Raw genomic sequence first — 377 nt, forward strand, 5'->3', positions numbered from 1 at the left:
CCCGTGTTGACCGTGTCGTTGACCAGCACGGTCGTGGTGATCTCACGGTGCAGCGGGTGGTTGTCGATCCGGTCGGCGAACCCTTCGCGCAGCGCCGCCGGGAAGTAGCAGTGCAGCAGCTCGCGCAGGTAGGGGTCGTCCGGCAGCGAGGTCGCCAGCAGTTCCTCGGAGACCGTGATCTTGGTGTACGCCAGCAGCACGGCCGTCTCCGGGCCGGTCAGGCCCTGGCCCTGCGCGAGGCGCTCACGGATCTGCCGGTCGGTGGGCAGGAACTCCAGCGCGCGGTCCAGGTGGCCCTCGCGCACCAGGTGGCGCATGAAGCGCTGCTGGGCGTGGAGCATGTCCTTGGACTGGGCGAGTGCGTTGGCGATCGCCGT

General features: G+C 69.5%; 1 protein-coding gene. It reads right to left on the reverse strand.

From position 1 onward, the window contains the following. On the reverse strand, positions 1-377 hold a 377-nt coding region (locus C3486_RS36755; RefSeq protein ID WP_146075149.1), incomplete at both ends, for an NAD-glutamate dehydrogenase domain-containing protein.

It is taken from the genome of Streptomyces sp. Ru73 (genome assembly GCF_002920575.1).
Taxonomy (GTDB): domain Bacteria; phylum Actinomycetota; class Actinomycetes; order Streptomycetales; family Streptomycetaceae; genus Streptomyces.